The following is a 16,208-nucleotide window of genomic DNA, read 5'->3' on the forward strand; positions in this document are numbered from 1 at the left end:
GCCAAGTCTGCCGATTGCCCGCCCGGGAGGGTCTGGAAGTGGACAATCCATGGACACATCCATGCGAATCGCATGGGGCATTTCATGGAGTACCTCGTAGCCAAAAGCGCGCCCGGATGCCGGGATCGTGCTTGTTCGAAATAATCAAACGCGAACCTCCGGAATGCGGCGGAAAAATCTTCCAGTCCGACTGCCCGGACTTCCGACGGTTCGGCCGATCATTGCCTTGGAGTACTTCAGAGAAGTCACGGGGGCGGCAATGCCTCGGCATTATGACGTGTATTGCATGGCCGATCCGACATTCTTCGACTCACCCGTCGAGTTGAAGGAGGAGGGCCTGGATTTCGCCCTGTCCGACCGGGCGGTACCCGAGGGCTGGAGCCGGATCCAGAACGGTGACTGGGTGATATACCGACCCGAGGGTGGCACGCCGCTGCCCAAGCAGGGCTGGAAGATCCACACGTCCGGCCGGGCGGAGAATGCCGGCACGGCGCCCCGGCGCTGGTAGCTTCCAGGCTCGGTACCTCGACGCGAACGGCATCCTTCGGCCGGCGCCGGAGACCTTCGAGACCAAGACCGACGCGGATGACTGGCTGGCCGAGATGCAGACCAGCATCCGGAAGAAGGACTGGCGTGACCCCGACGCCGGGGCGGTCAACTTCGCCAAGTACGCCGACGCCTGGACCACCGAGCGCGGCCTGATGCCGACCACGCTGGAGCTGTACCGCCGACTGCTCCGGCTGGACCTCGAACCGGCCTTCGGGGAGCTCGACTTGGACGAGATCACGCCGCCGCTCGTCCGTGCTTGGAGGGCCGAACTCCGGGCCACCGGCAAGCACACCACGGCCGCGAAGGCGTACCGCTTGCCGAAGTCCGTCATGGCAACCGCTACCGATGATGAGCCGATCCGCCGGAACCCGTGCCGGCTCAAGGGTGCGGGCAAGGAGTCGGCCGAGGAGTGCGGCATCGCCAGCATCGAGCAGGTCTACGAGCTGGCCGAGTTGGTGGGGCCACGTTGGCGCGCCATGGTCCTGCTCGCTGACTTCACGGCGCTCCGCCCGGAGGAGCTGGCTGAACTCCGGCGCAAGGACATCAACCTCGTGGCCGGTACGGTCCAGGTCCGGCTCGCGACCCCCGAACTCAACACCGGCCGGCGCGCGCTCGGCGACACCAAGTCCGAAGCGGGCAAGCGGGTCGTCACCATCCCCGCGGCTGTCCTGCCTGCTGTCCGGCTGCACCTGGAGCCGTTCGCGGGGAAGGAGCGGGAGGGTCTGCTGTTCGTCGGCGAGAAGGGCGCCCCGTTCCACCGGACCACCTTCGGCCGGGGCGTGGCGCAAGGCACGCGCCAAGGCGGGCATGCCGGGCTTCCGCTTCTACGGCCTCCGGCACACCCTGGCCGCCGCGACCGGGTCCAGCCTCAAGGAACTGATGGCGCGCATGGGGCAGTCCTCCGTCCGATCCGCGCTGATCTACCAGCACGCCACCCGCGAACGGGATCAGAAGATCGCAGACGGCAGGGACGCCGAGATCGACCGCACCCTCGGTCGGGGCGCGACACCGCCCGACGAGTCATAGGGGCATGCAGGGGGGCGCGAGAGCCCAGAAACGCGAAAGGCCCGGCTCGGGGATCACGCCCCTGAGCTGGGCCTTTACTGCTGGAGCGGGCGACGAGAATCGAACTCGCGCTCCAAGCTTGGGAATCTTTGGACCTTCGAGCCCGAAAGGCCTCTGACCTGCGGCGATGCTCGACAGTCGAAGTACTGGCGCGGCTGGCCCAGCCCCCTGCCGACCGCTGTCTTCCGCCCGTTCTGGCACGGATCTGGCATGGGACTGTCGCGAGACGCCGCTATCCGTGCCAGTTGGCGCCAGTGCTGGCGTCGACCGGTGCTCAGCTCAGGTCGCTCGTTCCTCCACGTTGCGGTTGTGCGGTCGCACAGCCGCAACGCCCCGGAGAACGGGAGCAAGTGCTTGCGGATGGGGCGTTGCAACCGGCGACGGACCGGTCAAGGGGTGGGGGCAGGCGATGCGGACGGGGGCATCAGGCACGGGGTGGTGACGCTCAGGACCATGCGGTCGTTGCCCGCGGTGCTGGCGACGTCGACGACGTACCGGCTGCTGGGGTGGCGTGCGCTGACGGTGGAGTCCGGTTCCGCGCCTTGCGTCTCCTGGTATTCGGTGATCTTGAGGCCCTCGCTCGTGAGGCGGTCGCGGACCTTGCGGACGACATCGTTGTGCTGGGCGTTGGGGACGTTGCTGTGGACGCCGTAGATCAGGATGTAGCGGTCGTCCGGCGCAGTTTCGCCGTTCTTACCGATGCACGAGGTGAAAACGGGGTCGGCGGGTTCGTCGTTGATCCGGATCCCGGCGGTCTGGGCCAGGTGCTCGGTGAGCTGCTTCGCCCAGTCGAGTGTCTCCTGGCGGGTTTTGACGGGCAGGGGGTCGTTCTTCCCTGTTCCGGGGCTGGACATGCAGGCTCCGAGAGTCGTGACCATCAGCGCCGTTGCCAGGAGCTGCTTCAGCCGGGTGCCGATGACAGGCGGGTGGGTGGTCAGGTTGCGCATGGGATTCTTTCCGGTCAGCGGTTCAGTGGGGTATCGAACCCCAGAGCGGATCCTCCTTCCATGTGGTGTGGGGTGGCTTCCCGGCGATGATCTTGCCCTGGTTCTTCACGCTGTCCGAGTTCTCATCCCAGTAGCCGCCGTGTCCGGACGTGTCGATGTTGATGTTGTTCCCGCCGAATCCCGCGATGTGCGGGCTAGGACCGAGCGAGAAGCCGCCGACCAGACGTGTGGGGTCGTCAGTGGCCTCGCCGATCCAGAGGTGATCGGGGTTGACATTCAACTGTTCGGCAGTGAGCACGCCCATGCCCGGGCTACCGAGGGTGACGATGTCGTCGGCGTCCAGGCCGTGGCTTCCTCCGCTGTCGGCGACGCCCACGGCGAAACTGCCGTAGCTGTGCGCGATGTAGCTGAGGTGAGTCCTCGGCTCGCCGTGCGCCACCCTGAGGCCGTTGGAGAAACGGCGCATGTCCTCGGCGCCGTCGAGTCCGCGCATGGGACTCGACGCCCCGGGGAGACTCTCCGGGGCGTCATAGCCGAGGTAGGAGATGACCGAAACGGTTTCGCCGGCCTTGGCGTACTGCTTGCCATAGCCCTGCAACTGTCGGATGCGGTCGATCTGGCCCGGCACCCCGTTGAAGTCGGTGTTCGTTCCGGGCACGAATACCGAGGTGTGGCTCGCCTTGTCGGGGTTGCCGGTCGCAACGATCGCGCGTCCGTCGCCCCCGTACGCCTCTGGGTCGATCGCGAGAAGGAACAGCTGATGCTCCTCGTCCTTCGCGTTGGCGTTTTCCTCGAGCTTCTTCTTGATCTCCGCCAGAGCGGCCTTGCGCTTGTCGTACGCGGCCTGGTCGAGGCCCAGAGAGGTAGGCGTCCCGGCCTGGAGGGCATCGAGTTTCTGATCGAGGACGAGGCGGTTGGCCTCGTCGCGGGCGCTCGCCGGAATACCGTCCAGGTTTCCGATCTGGGCCGCGTTCAGGGCGAGGTAGGTCTCTTGCTGGTCGGGTGTGAGGCCCTTCCACCAGTCGGCGTTCTTCTGCGGGTCCTTGCCGTCAGGAATGTACGGATCGACCAGCCCGAGATCCTTCATGACATCGGCGACGTCGGTGCGAGTCTCGGCCATGGCGCCGTTCGCCCGCTGGTCGCCGAGGATGTCGGCGCCGAGATGGCCGAGGGCCTTGTTGCCCTGGTCACTGGCCGCCTGTGCGTCCTTGATGGCCGTGTTGATCCGGTCCTGGAAGCCGCTCTTGAGATTAGCGAGGCTACGGCGCGCGGCCTGCGCATCGGGGTCGTTATGCTCCCCCGGGCCTTCGGGTGGGAGATCGACGATCCCGTCGGCGGACACCGTCAACTTGGCATCCAACGCGCGGTGCACGGCGTTGGTCAGGTTGGTCTGCGCCTGGTACATCCGGTCCGCGACGGTGTTCAGAGTCAGCGCGGCCGCCTCCGCCTCGACCCGGACGACACCGAGTCGCTGCTCGGTCCGGTCCATGAATGGAAAGGCGGCATCGGCGTCCGCGCCCTTCCACCCACGGCGCAGCGGGCCGTTCACCTGGTTGCGATGCCGCGTGCTCGCACTCTCCATACTGTGGGCAAGGGCCTTCCACGCCTTCGCGGCGTCGCGCAGCCCGTGCGGGTCGAACGCGACCAGCAGTTCGTACGCACTACTCACTGCGCCGCCTTCTGCTGGCTCCACGCTCCTGCGGTCGCCTGCTCGTTGTGCGCGTGGGCGTCGGCGTTGGCCTGCAGGTTGGCACTGGTGTCGGAGAGTCGTTTCCGGAGCGCGTCAAGCGGCGCGGTCCAGTCACTGCCGATCTTTCCGAGCCCTTGGGCAATCGACCAGCCGGCGAGCTGACCAGAGGCGGTAGTGGCCGAAGTCAGCGCGTCCTTAACAGGTTTGGCGACTTCCTCGGCGAGGTTCTTCGCCACTCCCGAGGAGGCGATGAGCGCTTGTGGATCAACGGTGACAGTGTCCGCCAAGGCGATTCCCCCCAGAATCAGATGATGAGCGTGTGCATGGACCAGCTCGACGGCATTCCGTTGGCACGGCGTTAGGCATCCATACAAACACTAAGATGATATGAGCATTAGGGGGTGCTGCGGTACGCCTTCTGCCCGTCCAGCCTCAGCACGAGGTGCGGCCCGGGCGACTGCGAGGGGGAAGGCGGAGAGCCGGACGGCCAGGGATGGCGGCGAAGACGGCCTGCTGTTCGTCGGCGAGCACGGTGCCCCACAACCCTCGCACCGTCCGCTTCGGACTCTCACCCGACCAGGACGCCCGCCCCGCCCAAGCCCTCGGTACCGCCGGCCGACTACGGCCCCTGACAATCCCACCGAGCACACGACTCCTGGAGACAAGTGGGTCTTGCCGTTCTTGTGATCGACGAGTGGCCGGCAGCAAGTAGATCTCGCCATTGGAAGAAGATCGCCACTCGCCCGCCCAGGGTGCACGGCCCCGAGTAGAAATCCGTTGATCAGACCCAGCGGCAGCCTTCCAGCACGGATCTAACAGGCATGCCCCGATTGGCCCAGACAACGCGAAAGCCGCAGGTCAGCTGACCTGCGGCTTTCGGTATGGAGCGGGCGACGAGAATCGAACTCGCGCTCTAAGCTTGGGAATCTTTGGACTTCCCGGCCGGAAACAGCCTCTGACCTGCGGCGATGCCTGGCCAGATGGGTCAGCCGAGCTGCCAGCTCTAACCACTGCTGCCCCTCGTTCACCGCTGGTTCTGGCACGGATCTGGCACGAGACTGATTAGCTCCTCCGACCGGCCTCGCCAACAGATCTCCGCGTGCCGCGATGCCGCGCTTCAGCCTCTCACGCTTGGCCCCTCAGTCATAGACCTGATGGCCCGTCTCCCCTTGTGCAGCGTCGCGACTCGTAGGGACTCGACAGTCACCGAAGCCGATGCCGGCCGACTCCATCGTCGCTCGTCGCCATCACACGCGCGTGAGCCGGAGGGTGATGTGGCGTAGCTCGATGCCCGCCACCTTGGCGAGGAGGCGATGCCGATGCATCTCACCCTCGCTGAGCCGCGTTCCCTGGGGGGAGGTGACGACGATGAGCGGTTCGGCTCCGCCATCCACGCGGGCGTTGATGCCGGCCCAGACAAGGTCGGCTAGCTTCGCGGCGGGCCCCCAGATCATCAAGGCCTTCGATCCGGGCCCTCGCACCAGGCAGCGGTTGGGCTTGACGTCCACCGTGTCTGGGTCGGCCTGCCAGTCTGGGCCGATGGCTTGGTGAGCGATCTGCTCCATTCCGGGGTAGCGGCTCACGGCGAACTGCGCGTAGGAGCCGATGCCGTGGCGGGCCCGGGGCAGTTCTTTGATCGGCCCGTCCTTGATCCACACGCGGACCCGATCGCGTTCGATGAACCGTGTCAGCTTTCCGCCAATGAGCGGGTCGTCGATCCAGCGCACGTACCACTGCGAGCGCTCGCGTGGAGCCATGCCGTCCCAGTCGAGCTCGTCGACCTGCCGGTAGACCTCGGCAATCACCTCGCGGCGAATCCCCTCGTCGATGTCACTCATCGCTACCTCATCCCCCAAAGGCGGCCGGGTCGGGAAACTGGAGGCGACTCTCCTCCAACGAGGTCTCCAGACTGGCCGCGTCCTTGATCCATTCGCGCATCAGGCTCTCCGCGCGCTGGTCGGTGAAGTCGAAGCTCGTACCGCGCTCCGCCAGGCGCAAGGTCTCGACTTCGTCTTCGGCGATCTGTTGGCGGATGTTCAAGATAGCGGCGACGCGGCGGATGTCGCTGACGAAGTCCAGGACCTCCACGTGCGACTTTCCCGGACGGAGCCGCAGGCCCCGGCCGAGTTGCTGGACGAAGATCCGGCGGCTGTGCGTGACCCGGGCGAAGCAGAGGATGTTCACGTCCGGAATGTCGACGCCCTCGTTGAGGATGTCGACGGCGGTCAGGATAGGGACCTCCCCGCTGCGGAAGCTCATCAGCCGGGACTGCCGCTCCCGCTTGTTCAGGCCCGCGTGCACGGCGAGCGCCCCGCGCCACTGTGGTACCTCCGCGAGCAGCGCCGCCAGTCGTTCGGCGTGTTCGACGGTGCGGCAGAAGACGACCGCGCGGGGCTGCTGAGTTCGCGCCCAGACCTCCATCAGCTGCTCCCGCACTCCTTCGTCCCGTTCGGGGAGGAAGAGGCGGGCGTTGAGGTCCTTGATCGAGTAGCTGTGGTCGCTGACGCCCCGGACGAAGTCCCAGTCGATGTTGTCCGCGTAGAGCCGGTAGCGGACCTCGGACAGGTAACCCAGCCGCATGCCGTCCTCGATGCCGAGCGTGTAGCTGGGCTCTCCGAAGCGCTTGCGAATGTCGAAGCGGTCGCCGCGCCAGGGGGTGGCCGTGACCCCGAACTGCCGGCTGGCATGGAGGATGTCGAGCAGCTCAGCCAGTTGCCCGTCCTCGGCGACGTGATGGGCCTCGTCGACCATAACCAGTGCGGGTCGATAGCCAGCGCGGGCGTAGCTGAGCGCGCTGGCGGTAGTGGCGCAGGTGACGCCTCGCAGGTCGTCGGGTCGGTGATCGCCGGTCAGGAGCTGAGTGCGCACTGTCTTAGGCAGGTGGTGCCACAGCGCCCGCTCCAGCTGTTCCACCAGGTCCTTGGCCGGGGCAACGACCAGGACCTTGTCTTGGGGGCGTTCGAGCAGGTGGTGATTGATGGCCTCGCCGCCGACCACGGTCTTTCCCAGGCCTGTGGCCAGCACCAGCAGGGCGCGGTCAGCGCTATCGAGGTCGGCGAGGACCGCCCGCAGAGCCTCGTCCTGATAGGGACGCAGCGCGCGGGCCGGGAGCCGGTCGGTGGTGAACTGGTCGTCGGCGTAGAGGTCGGCCAGTTCCTGGCCCGACCATAGTTCCACTCGCATTCCAACCGCCGCGAGGCTGTCGCGGCGCTTGCGGGTGAGCGGCCCAAAGCGGCTGTTGGTGACTACTACGGCGTGGTCGGCGCCGTACTGGGCTTTGGCTTCCAGGACCTCGTCGATGGCACTGGGCGGCACCGCCGCTCCCGCCTTCCACTTGGCCTGGAACACCCACAGGCGCCCCTCGCGGGTGGCGAGGATGTCGCCGCCCTGGTCGTTCGCACCGTCGATGTTGACGACATCGGTGAATCCCAGGTGGAGCGCCAGCCGTTCCAGCTGGCGGGTGAATCCGAACGGTCCCACCCAACGCAGGAAGTCCGGGGCCGTGAACGAGGTGATCATCGGTTACACCGGCCCGGCGACGCTCTGGTCGAGCATGTCGAAGGTGATCCGCGCCAAGGACAGCTCCAGGCGTGTCTTCGTGCCCGGATCGGCCAGGAATTCGCTGACGACCTCCAGGGGCCGCACGGTCTGCGCCACTTGCCGGTCCTTGACCGCAGTGTCCGACCAGCCGCTCCAGGACGTCTTGAACACCGCCCCGTCCAAGAAGGCGGCCGGGCCGACCCGGACGACGGCCGCGATCCCGGCTGCGTCCAGGTGGGCGACAAATGCCCCGTCCTTGACTACGGCAGGCCAGTCCAGAGAGGCGTCGGCTCGCCCGGCGTCCCGCTCGGCGCGCAGCTTGACCACCTCTGGCAACGCCTCCCACAGCTCGCCAGCCATCGGCGCGACGATCGGCGCCATCAGCTCGCGCACCCGGCCCAGCAGCGAGTCGGCCCGGTCGCGTAGCGCTGACTCGGTAACCCGCTGGTCGGGGAACTGCCGGGTGACCTCGGCTGCGACCGCCGTGACCTTCTGCCCGTCCGGTTCAAAGGCGTGCAGGGTCTGTGCGATCTCCATCAGCGCGTAGTCGCGCGGATCGCGTCCGTACTCGCGGAACACCTGGTGCTCGCCGTGGACGAACACCTCCAGATTCACGCCCTTGCCCATGCGGGCCAGCGAGGGAACCTGCCGCTCGCGGTCGTCCAGCAGCGGCGTACGCGTGTCGAAGACCGTCACGACTTTGCGGCCCAGTCGCGGCAGGGTCACCTCGCCCGTCAGATCGAAGACCTGACGGGCGTCGGCGCGGTAGCGCTCGAAACGCTGCTCTTCCGTCTCCACCGGCTCGGGCTCGGGAGCCGGGGCAGGCGACGGTGCGGGCGACGCGCCGCCCAACCCGTGACCGCCGGTCGACGAGCCGCCCAGGGGGGTCAGCCCGGTGCGGCCGGTCAGCGACGGGCCGCCGGCCCCGCTGTTGCCGGTCGACCGCGCGGGCGCTCCGCCGTTGTCTCGGGCCTCGTCATGGGCCAGGACCGCCTGGTACCAGATCTCGTCCGAGAGGAACTCGGGATGCTGGCCCGAGTGGAACTTCGCGCCCCACTCCCGAGCCGTGTCGTGAATGGCCGTGCTGCCGTTGCCAGGAATCAGGCAGCCAGCACCAGGGCGGTTCTCCTGGTAACCCTTGAAGATCTCTCCGAGAGGCGAGGCGTTCAACGGGTACCCGAGGGCCTTGGCCTTCTTCGGGCGCATCGGACCCTCGCCACGCAGCGCGATGACAGCGTGCCGCCAGTCGCGGCTCTCCCGGTTGAAGTCGGTCTTCTGGTAGCCCACCGGGACGTGGTCAAGGTGGATCTCGCCCACGATGCGGCCCTGAGTCGCGGGGATATCCACCGGGTACTCCGGGACCTGAGTCCCGTCGTTCGGGTTCTCCCAGGAGAACAGGGAACGGTCCCCGATCCGGATCTTCCTGCCGTTGCGCAGGAAGTCGATTCCGTAGTCGCTCTCGTCCAGGTATCGCTGAACCCCGAACCAGCCGTGGATGCGGCGCTCGCGCAGCTGCATGTCGTCGCCGTCACACTCCGCGCATCGGTCCAGCGCGAGGTCTGGGCTCTGCCAGTGGCCGCACTTCATACACGCCAACGCCGACGCAAGCGGAATGTCCACCGACCTGACAGCGGCGATCTCCCGCCCTTCCTTAGTCACCGTCCGCGACGCCGACCAAACGCAGGGCAGGCGAGGGGAGACGGTCTTCCCGTTCACCTTCAGCCGGAAGCCGCGCCCTGCCATCGGGCCGTCCGGAACGCCGGGGACCGGGTTCTCGCCGCGCAGTAGGTACGAGTAGACCCGACCCAGATCCGCGCGGACCGAGGCGTGGCGGTTGGCCTTCTTCAGATCTTCGGCGATCTCGGTGCGTAGACGACGGACGATCACCTCGGTGCCGTGCTCGGAGATGTCTTGCTTGGGCTCCCGCCGAAGCGGCGTCCTGAAGCTGTCGTTCTGCGCGAGCCGGCGCAGATCGATCTCCACGACCAGCCAGTCCGGGTCGCCCGCCCGTGTAGTCCGCACCTCGGTGTGGTGCCCCAGGCGGGCCGTGGCGATGTTGAATCCCATGCCGAACAGGCCCAGGCTGCCGTACCGCCGCTTGCCGCTGTAGCCGGCCTTCAACGCGCTCTGCAGCGTCTCCAGGCTCATGCCCCGCCCATTGTCGAGCAGGCCCACGATCGGATCGTCGTCGGTCGGCTTCGGCAGCGTGATCCAGACCTCCTGCGCCTCACTGCGGTCTGGGTCCGTCAGAAAGTCGTCGAAGGAGTTGTCGATCAGCTCTGCCAGACACTGCCACGGCTTGTAGGGGATGTCCCCCAACGCCTCCAACAGCTGCGGAGAAGGCGTGAGGTCGACCTCCTCGAACGATGCCCCTTCGGCGTCAGTCGACAAAGCACTGCTCCCGTCTGAAAGTTGTTCTGAAGGACACCAGATGATCCAGCTCTGGCAAGAGATATCGCACGGCACGGACAATTAGGCAGAGTCATGTCGGCCTGCCACTGCGCGGCGGGCCTCCTCGCCGCGTGACTCGCAGCCCAGCCCTGGTCGATGATGACGCCTCGTCAAGTAAGTCCCGAGATCCATGACTTCGCCCGCACCCCCGACCTGCCGCGGGCCGGAGGCCGGGGGCCTCAGAGGTTGCCATGCTCCAGAAGATCACGGAGGGCGTCGCCCTGGCGTCGGATGACGATGCGCCCATCCCCGTCGCTGTAGATCATGACGACCGCTCCGGGATACAGACCCGTCTCCGCAAGCACCCCGAGCGGGACCTCCACAGTGCCGTTCTCACCAACGGTCGCTTCAGCCGGTTCTCTGATCATGCGTTCAGTGTTCCATCCCCATCCCGGTGTTGGTCGACATCGGCTTTCGGGGGGGGCTCGCCCTCGCGCTCCCTGCGTACAGCAAGCTCGCGCTCGCGTCGGTCAGATCACGCCCGGTGGCTGACCGGCGGCATCTGGGTGGGGCTCCGCGTGGAGTGCCAGGTGAGCACGTACTTGCTGCCGCAACGGCTCGGGGCCGCTGGGCTGAGGCGGCATCCCGTCGGCCCAGTCGACGCCGACATGCACTTCGTGCCACTTCGGGCGTAGCTGGGCGCCCTCTCGGCCAGACCCCTGCGGGTTCACGCCGAAGCCTTCGAGCACCACGTTCCAGACAGGTCGCAGGTCGCTGATCATCAGGCGCTCGGCCATCGGGGTGAACAGATCGTCGGCGGGAAGGTATCGGGCGAAGAAGTCCTCCACGTTCAGATCGCTAGTCTTATGGATCTTCGCCTTGTGCTTTCCGAGCCTGCTCCACAGCGGGGTTCCCTCCCAGGCTTTCCCCACCGTCACACCCTTGCGCCCCCCGCTCGGGTCGGCCTTGCCGACGTAGATCGGCACTTCGAACTTGTCGGATGCGATCGGAGCGTAGAGCTCGTGGTCGCCCGCGTAGTAGATCGCGTAGATCCCGCAGCCGTTGAAGCGCGGGATCCGGTCCAGCCGCACAGCTTCGCGGGAGGTCAGCGCCCACAGCACACTGCGCCCGAGGTTCTCCCGTCGCAATGGGTCGTAGATGGAGTCGGGCCCGGTGTGGGGCTCGGCGTCTATGACACCGTCGAGGGCGGGCTGCGTGGCCACTGTTGGGTTCTCCGCTCCGGTCGAGGGTCGTGTGGTTGGTCGTCGAGGCGGGCGTTCGCGCCCCTGGCGCTTCGAAGGGATGGTGCTGCTCGCAGGCGCCGACAGTTCGAACAGGGGGTCCATCTCCACGGTGGCGATCCGTTCCCAGCTGGATGGTGCCAGCGGCGGCCGGGCACGTGGCGGCCGACCCAGTCGGTCAGCCGTCTTGATCCGGCTGGTCGACCTCCACGTCTCCCGCTGGCTCGGCTTCGGGCTCGACATCGATCGCTTGGCCAGCCCGGTAGTAGCGCCAGGCACTGTTGTAGGCGGCGGGGCTGTCGTCGTACATGATCACGTAGCCCACGAGAGCGGTGATCTGCCATTTGTCGGGTATCGCCGCCGAGATCAGCCGGAAGACCTCGTCAGCGGTCGCCTGGCCTTCGGGCACCGTGATGAGTTGGTCCTTGAACGCGGCGGACCTCCCGTACCTGAAGTTGTACGGAAGGCCAGCCTTCACCTTCTCCAGCAGGTCGTGCAGGGTGATCTCGCCGGGCTCAAGGCCCTCGACCGGCCGATCGAGGTCGATGGGGAACTGCACGTCGAAGCGGTTTGGGATGGTGTGGTCGCGCTGGCGGCCGGGGTCCTTGTTGCCGAAGCCGTTGTTGTTCCAGGGGATGTTGCCCATGCCCTTGTGGTGGCTGATCAGCAACTGTTCCGGGGCGAGCGCGGAGAAGTCTTCCGCCACGTACAGGCAGGAGAAGGTCGTGTCCTCCAGCGAGATCCGGCGGCGACCGGAGATCTTCAGGAGGTGATTGCGGAGGCGGGCCGGGAGAGACCGGTCGGCCTTGCCCACATAGACGAACTCGCCGTTCAGATAGAGCTGGTAGACGCCAGCCCTCTCCTTGAGCTCCTTGATGCTGTCCTCGTGCAGCGGCACCGGCTCCAGGCCGTTCAACGCGGCCGCCAGCTGATCCCCGAGCGCCTTGGTGATGCTCAGCGTGAAGTCCTTGTGGTACTGCAGCCCTTCGTCGAGCCCCACCCCCGGCGTCATCAGCGCCACTCCCTAGGTCGACGTGATCTAGGAAACCCTATCGGCGCACGCCACACCCGGACGAACTTTCGCGTCAAATCACTTGAAGATCGACAACTCCGCGGTATGCTTTCACCATGGCTGAGCTGCATGAAGAATCAAAGAAAGATCGCACCGGCGTCGAACTGTTCGCCGGTGCTGGCGGCCTAGCCATGGCCGTGCACCGCGCGGGGTTCCGGCCGCTGCTGTTCAACGAGTTCGCCAAGCGGGCCTGCGAGACCCTGGAGGCCAACGGGGCGAAGCGACTGCCCGAAGGCGAGAAGCCGACAGAAGCCCCAGAACCCGGCCAGAAGGTCCCACTCGTGGCCGGCGATGTCCAGGACCTGGAGATGGGCTACCTGAAGGGCCAGGTGGATGTCCTCGCCGGCGGTCCGCCCTGCCAGCCCTTCAGCCTCGGCGGTGTCGCCAAGGGCGACGAGGACAAGCGGAACATGTTCCCGCAGATGTTCAAGGCTGTCCGCCAGATGCAGCCGAGAGCCGTGATCTGCGAGAACGTCCGCGGCCTGCTCAGGCCCTCGTTCAAGGATTACTTTCAGTACATCCTGCGCGAGCTGGAGCTGCCCTTCGAGGAACGTGGCGAGGGCGTCGACTGGCGGGAACACAACGACAAGTTGATCGAGCGGCTGGCGCAAGAGCCGGATGACCTCAAGCTGGACGACCTCAAGAAGCGGTACAAGGTCGTCATGACGCCGGTGAATGCGGCTGACTACGGTGTGCCGCAGATCCGCAACCGCGTCATCATCGTCGCCTTCCGCCGCGACCTGAACGTCGACATCGAGCTATTCAAGGAACTCGTGAAGCCGACGCACTCCGAGACCGCGCTCATCCGATCCATGATGGACGGGGGAGGCTACTGGCAGCGGCATGCGGACGTTGAACCGCATGTCCGCGAGTGGGTCAAGAAGCGCCTACCGAAGGTCGCACCCAAGGATGATGGGCTGCTGCCCTGGTACACGCTGCGAGATGCGATCAAGGGCATCGGCGACAACAAGCCGCTGCCAGAGATCACCGATGACATGCTGGACCGCACCGAGCGTTACATCAAGGGCTTCACGGAGCACATCGGGTGGCCGGGCGCGCGCATTTACGACGGCCACACGCCCAACGAACTGGACCGACCGGCCAAGACCGTGAAAGCCGGCGTCCATGGAGTGCCAGGTGGCGAGTCCGTCATGCTCACCGACGAGCTGATGCCCGACGGCGTGACCTACAAGCACCGCTATATGACGGTCCGCGAGACGGCCCGCGTGATGACGTTTCCGGACACCTGGGAGCTCAAGGGCCCACGCGGCGAGAAAATGCGTCAGCTCGGGAACGCGGTGCCCGTCGTCCTAGGAGAGGTTTTCGCGAAGGCCGTCGCCGCCGTCCTGGACGAGGCGGAGGAGCGTCAGAAGTGACCAGGGCAGCCAGCGTGGCGCAAGGGCGCTGGAAGCACGACCCGCCACCAGACCGTGCTTGGAAGGGGCGGCCACACCGGACCCGTGAGGCTCTGGCGGCTGAGCAGGATCGGGCCGCCGGCGGCCGCCATCGGCGCTCGGTCGATCTCGGCGACGGCCGATTCGCCCGCGCTTCCGTCGAATTGAAGGTGCTGCCGGATACGCGGCGCATTCGCGCCTACCTTCGCTGGTCGGATGCGGGCAAGTCCCCTGCCCGCTACCTGGGGGAAGTCGAGCACGACACCCGTGCGGCGAACCTCGCTGAAGGCTGGAGCCTGGCCTGGCAGAAAGGTCTTCTGACCGAGGAGCCGCCAGTAGAGGGCTCCTGGGCTTCCTCGGCCGCCGTCCGAGCTTCGATGCAGGGCAACCGGAACAAGGACACCAAGCCAGAGCTTCGGCTGCGGTCGCTGCTACACAAGCAGGGATTCCGATACCGCGTCGCGGCCAGACCCCTCCCCGAGCTGCGACGCACCGCCGATGTCGTCTTCCCGAGACTCAAGGTGGCCGTCTTCGTCGACGGCTGCTACTGGCATGGCTGTCCCGAGCATCTGCGAGCTTCCAGCAAGAACGCCGAGTTCTGGCGGGCAAAGATCGAAGGCAACCAGGCCCGGGACGCGGAGACGGACCGTCTCCTCCGCGAGGCCGGGTGGACGGTCATCCGCGTCTGGGAGCACGAAGATCCAGCCGAGGCGGCTGCCAGGATTGCTGGCGTTGTCCGAGCCTCAGCGTCACACGGATAGGCGCCTCAGCGACCGAAGGTTTCCCACCCGCTGTTGAGCGGCCAGCGTCTCGTCATCGAGCGGCCTGGTCGTCTGAGTCAAAGGCGAGCCGTCCCGTGCTCCAAGTAGGAGGTTGCCGCGCGAGATCGGGCGTCAAGGGCGGCCTGGACCCGCCGGGCAAGGCGAGGGATGAGGAGCATGTCGATCTGGTCGGCGGTGTGGAAGGCGTACTCACCTATCTCCACACCGTCCAGGTTGATCTGAGCTCGCTCCTCCGCGGGGAGGATGCCTCCGTCGAAGACGAAGAGCAGTTTGTCGCCCTCGGTCGGGTGGGGTGCCCAGTCCGCGACGAGGAGGCGGCCGACGGGCGGGGTGATGCCGAGCTCCTCCTTGACCTCCCGGGCCGCGCCATCGCTCGGGGTTTCACCGGGGTGGAGGTAGCCGCCCGGGATCTCCCATCCCGGCTTGTACGTGGGCTTCACCAGGAGCACGCGGTCAGCTTCATCGAAGAACAGCACGCCGGCGGCGGTGCGGGGCTGAGCAACAGCCTCGGGTGCGTCGGGGCCGGAGGTGCGCTCGGTTCCACTCACGGATGCCAGTCCACTCACGACGCTGTTCAGGCTTCGGTGTGGCGCCGCAGGCTGGCGGCCGGGCAGCACAGGTGATTTGGATGACCGAGCGGGCACATCCGATGACGCGTGCGAGGGGGGTAGCATCCGCGAAGGGCGTCTTACGGCGGGGTAAGGTGCGGGCAAGGCCGGATCATCCAGTACACGGACCACCGGCTTCCGGTAACAGACGGCCACACCGGACGCGGTGGTGAGTTCCACCAGTTCAAGTGCGAGGTCGCACGTCGTCGGGCCGTCGGCCTCGGTCAGTGCTCGCTGCAGGTCGGCGACCGTCTTGGCCAGCTCCCACGAGCTACTCACGAAGCGGAAGCGCCCAAGCGCCGGCTCGTCGGCGAGCTTGAAGTTGATGCAGATGCTCGGCGCGGGGCCTCGGCCGGACTTCGCCGCCAGCTTCCGCTCCTCGAAGGTCTCGGGGCACCCGCACGGCTTGCCGGCGTTCGCCTCTGGTGCGAGCAGGCGGGTGCCGTCGCAGTCGTGAAGCACCTTGCCCTGGTAGCCGAAGAGCAGCATGCGGGCCCGGATGGCGGATGGACCTTCGACGATGATCCGGACCATGTCGTAGTCGGTGAGCACCTCCAAGGAATCCTCGGCCGTCGTCTCCCACTCCGCTGGCTCACCGCCGAGCAGGCTTGCGACACCTGTGGCAACGTCCAGGGTAGCCGTGGTCACACGCCATGTGTCCAGCGCCTCCGGTCGGTTGCCGGCCAGCCGCCCGGTCCGAAAGCGTCCGACGTATTCCGACTGGCCCTCCGAGCCGCAGGCGGAATCCTGTTCTCTCCGCACCACAGTCAGCAGCTCCTTCGCAGGTGTACAACGACCAGTCAGGTTGGACGGCGAACCTCCCGGCCGGTGATGAGCGTATGTCGGGAAGGGACAGCCTTGGTGCAGTGCGCCGTTGGGGCACCGGCCGCTGCGCCCCGCGCTACATGCAGGATGCCGCCCGTCTCGTC

14 protein-coding genes are annotated in these 16,208 nt (G+C 66.7%); 4 read left to right on the top strand and 10 right to left on the bottom strand.

What is annotated here, in order from left to right; genetic code table 11:
* The first annotated feature begins 286 nt into the window (after positions 1–286).
* Both P3T27_RS01160 and P3T27_RS01165 read left to right on the top strand, forming a co-directional pair.
* A complete protein-coding gene (locus P3T27_RS01160; protein ID WP_280673687.1) occupies positions 287–508 on the top strand; it encodes a hypothetical protein in 222 nt (73 codons plus the stop codon).
* Positions 480–1,640 (top strand): site-specific integrase, encoded by a 1,161-nt coding sequence (locus P3T27_RS01165; protein ID WP_280673689.1) that lies wholly within the window; start codon positions 480–482, stop codon positions 1,638–1,640. The genes P3T27_RS01160 and P3T27_RS01165 overlap by 29 nt, the downstream gene beginning before the upstream one ends.
* 363 nt (positions 1,641–2,003) lie before the next feature.
* Here the strand turns inward: P3T27_RS01165 and P3T27_RS01170 are convergent, their stop codons facing one another.
* The 9 genes from P3T27_RS01170 to P3T27_RS01210 all read right to left on the bottom strand — a co-directional run bounded on the left by P3T27_RS01170 (position 2,004) and on the right by P3T27_RS01210 (position 12,435).
* On the bottom strand, positions 2,004–2,561 hold the full coding sequence (locus tag P3T27_RS01170) for a hypothetical protein (protein WP_280673691.1): 558 nt from the start codon (positions 2,559–2,561) through the stop codon (positions 2,004–2,006).
* Between the two features lie 22 nt (positions 2,562–2,583).
* A complete protein-coding gene (locus P3T27_RS01175) occupies positions 2,584–4,230 on the bottom strand; it encodes an alpha/beta hydrolase (protein ID WP_280673693.1) in 1,647 nt (548 codons plus the stop codon).
* A complete protein-coding gene (locus tag P3T27_RS01180; protein ID WP_280673695.1) occupies positions 4,227–4,538 on the bottom strand; it encodes a hypothetical protein in 312 nt (103 codons plus the stop codon). The genes P3T27_RS01175 and P3T27_RS01180 overlap by 4 nt, the downstream gene beginning before the upstream one ends.
* Before the next feature lie 960 nt (positions 4,539–5,498).
* The gene (locus tag P3T27_RS01185) at positions 5,499–6,089 is read right to left on the bottom strand and encodes a hypothetical protein (RefSeq protein WP_280673697.1); all 591 of its coding nucleotides are present in this window, start codon (positions 6,087–6,089) and stop codon (positions 5,499–5,501) included.
* A 7-nt stretch (positions 6,090–6,096) separates the two neighbouring features.
* Complete coding sequence (locus P3T27_RS01190) at positions 6,097–7,770, bottom strand: DEAD/DEAH box helicase family protein (protein WP_280673699.1); 1,674 nt, start codon at positions 7,768–7,770, stop codon at positions 6,097–6,099.
* A gap of 3 nt (positions 7,771–7,773) precedes the next feature.
* The gene (locus tag P3T27_RS01195) at positions 7,774–10,182 is read right to left on the bottom strand and encodes an ATP-binding protein (RefSeq protein ID WP_280673701.1); all 2,409 of its coding nucleotides are present in this window, start codon (positions 10,180–10,182) and stop codon (positions 7,774–7,776) included.
* 239 nt (positions 10,183–10,421) lie between these two features.
* On the bottom strand, positions 10,422–10,610 hold the full coding sequence (locus P3T27_RS01200; protein WP_280673703.1) for a hypothetical protein: 189 nt from the start codon (positions 10,608–10,610) through the stop codon (positions 10,422–10,424).
* Positions 10,611–10,712: 102 nt separating this feature from the next.
* Positions 10,713–11,405 (bottom strand): Eco29kI family restriction endonuclease, encoded by a 693-nt coding sequence (locus P3T27_RS01205; protein ID WP_280673705.1) that lies wholly within the window; start codon positions 11,403–11,405, stop codon positions 10,713–10,715.
* Positions 11,406–11,601: 196 nt separating this feature from the next.
* Entirely contained in the window at positions 11,602–12,435 is an 834-nt protein-coding gene (locus P3T27_RS01210) for a GIY-YIG nuclease family protein (RefSeq protein ID WP_280674099.1), read from the bottom strand.
* A gap of 116 nt (positions 12,436–12,551) precedes the next feature.
* Here P3T27_RS01210 and P3T27_RS01215 point away from each other — a divergent pair, with 116 nt between their 5' ends.
* The gene (locus P3T27_RS01215; protein WP_280673706.1) at positions 12,552–13,871 is read left to right on the top strand and encodes a DNA cytosine methyltransferase; all 1,320 of its coding nucleotides are present in this window, start codon (positions 12,552–12,554) and stop codon (positions 13,869–13,871) included.
* Positions 13,868–14,650 carry a very short patch repair endonuclease gene (locus P3T27_RS40955; protein WP_348534040.1) on the top strand — a complete coding sequence of 261 codons (783 nt, stop codon included), beginning with the start codon at positions 13,868–13,870 and terminating at the stop codon, positions 14,648–14,650. Before P3T27_RS01215 ends, P3T27_RS40955 begins: the two co-directional genes overlap by 4 nt.
* A 77-nt stretch (positions 14,651–14,727) precedes the next feature.
* On the opposite strand, the gene P3T27_RS40960 is transcribed toward P3T27_RS40955, so the two are convergent.
* On the bottom strand, positions 14,728–16,041 hold the full coding sequence (locus P3T27_RS40960) for an NUDIX domain-containing protein (RefSeq protein WP_348534041.1): 1,314 nt from the start codon (positions 16,039–16,041) through the stop codon (positions 14,728–14,730).
* Between the last annotated feature and the right edge of the window lie 167 nt (positions 16,042–16,208).

Source organism: Kitasatospora sp. MAA19 (assembly GCF_029894125.1).
In the GTDB taxonomy this organism is placed as follows: domain Bacteria; phylum Actinomycetota; class Actinomycetes; order Streptomycetales; family Streptomycetaceae; genus Kitasatospora.